Annotated in this window: 1 protein-coding gene; it reads left to right on the forward strand. The window is 45.6% G+C overall.

Translation table 11 applies throughout. The features are described 5' to 3' along the window. Nucleotides 1–401 (forward strand): hypothetical protein (locus tag OCT63_RS21460; RefSeq protein WP_269984600.1); only part of this gene is annotated, 401 nt, incomplete at both ends.

Below are 401 nucleotides of genomic sequence, written 5' to 3' on the forward strand. Positions count from 1 at the left end.
ATTAACGGTAACGGCGAAAGTGCAGCCATTGTTGTACGCGGAATAGTTAGCGATGTTGAAGATGGTCAAACAGTTACGGTTACTATTAGCGATGGTGTTAACCCACCGGTTGAGGTGCAAGCCATTGTACAAAATAGCGAATATGTAACAACTCCTATTGATGCAAGCAACTTAAACGACGGCACATTAACCGCCACTGCTACAGCGTCTGATTTAGCTGGTAACCCTGTAAGTGCGCAAGATAGCGTTGAGCTTGATAACACTGCCGCCATTACCACAAGCATTGATAAAACAGCCGATGGCGTTATTAACGGTAACGGCGAAAGTGCAGCCATTGTTGTGCGCGGAACAGTTAGCGATGTTGAAGATGGCCAAACTGTTACTGTTATTATCAGCGATGG

The sequence above is a fragment of the Vibrio sp. RW genome (assembly GCF_027587105.1).
GTDB classification, from domain to species: Bacteria; Pseudomonadota; Gammaproteobacteria; order Enterobacterales; family Vibrionaceae; genus Vibrio; species Vibrio toranzoniae.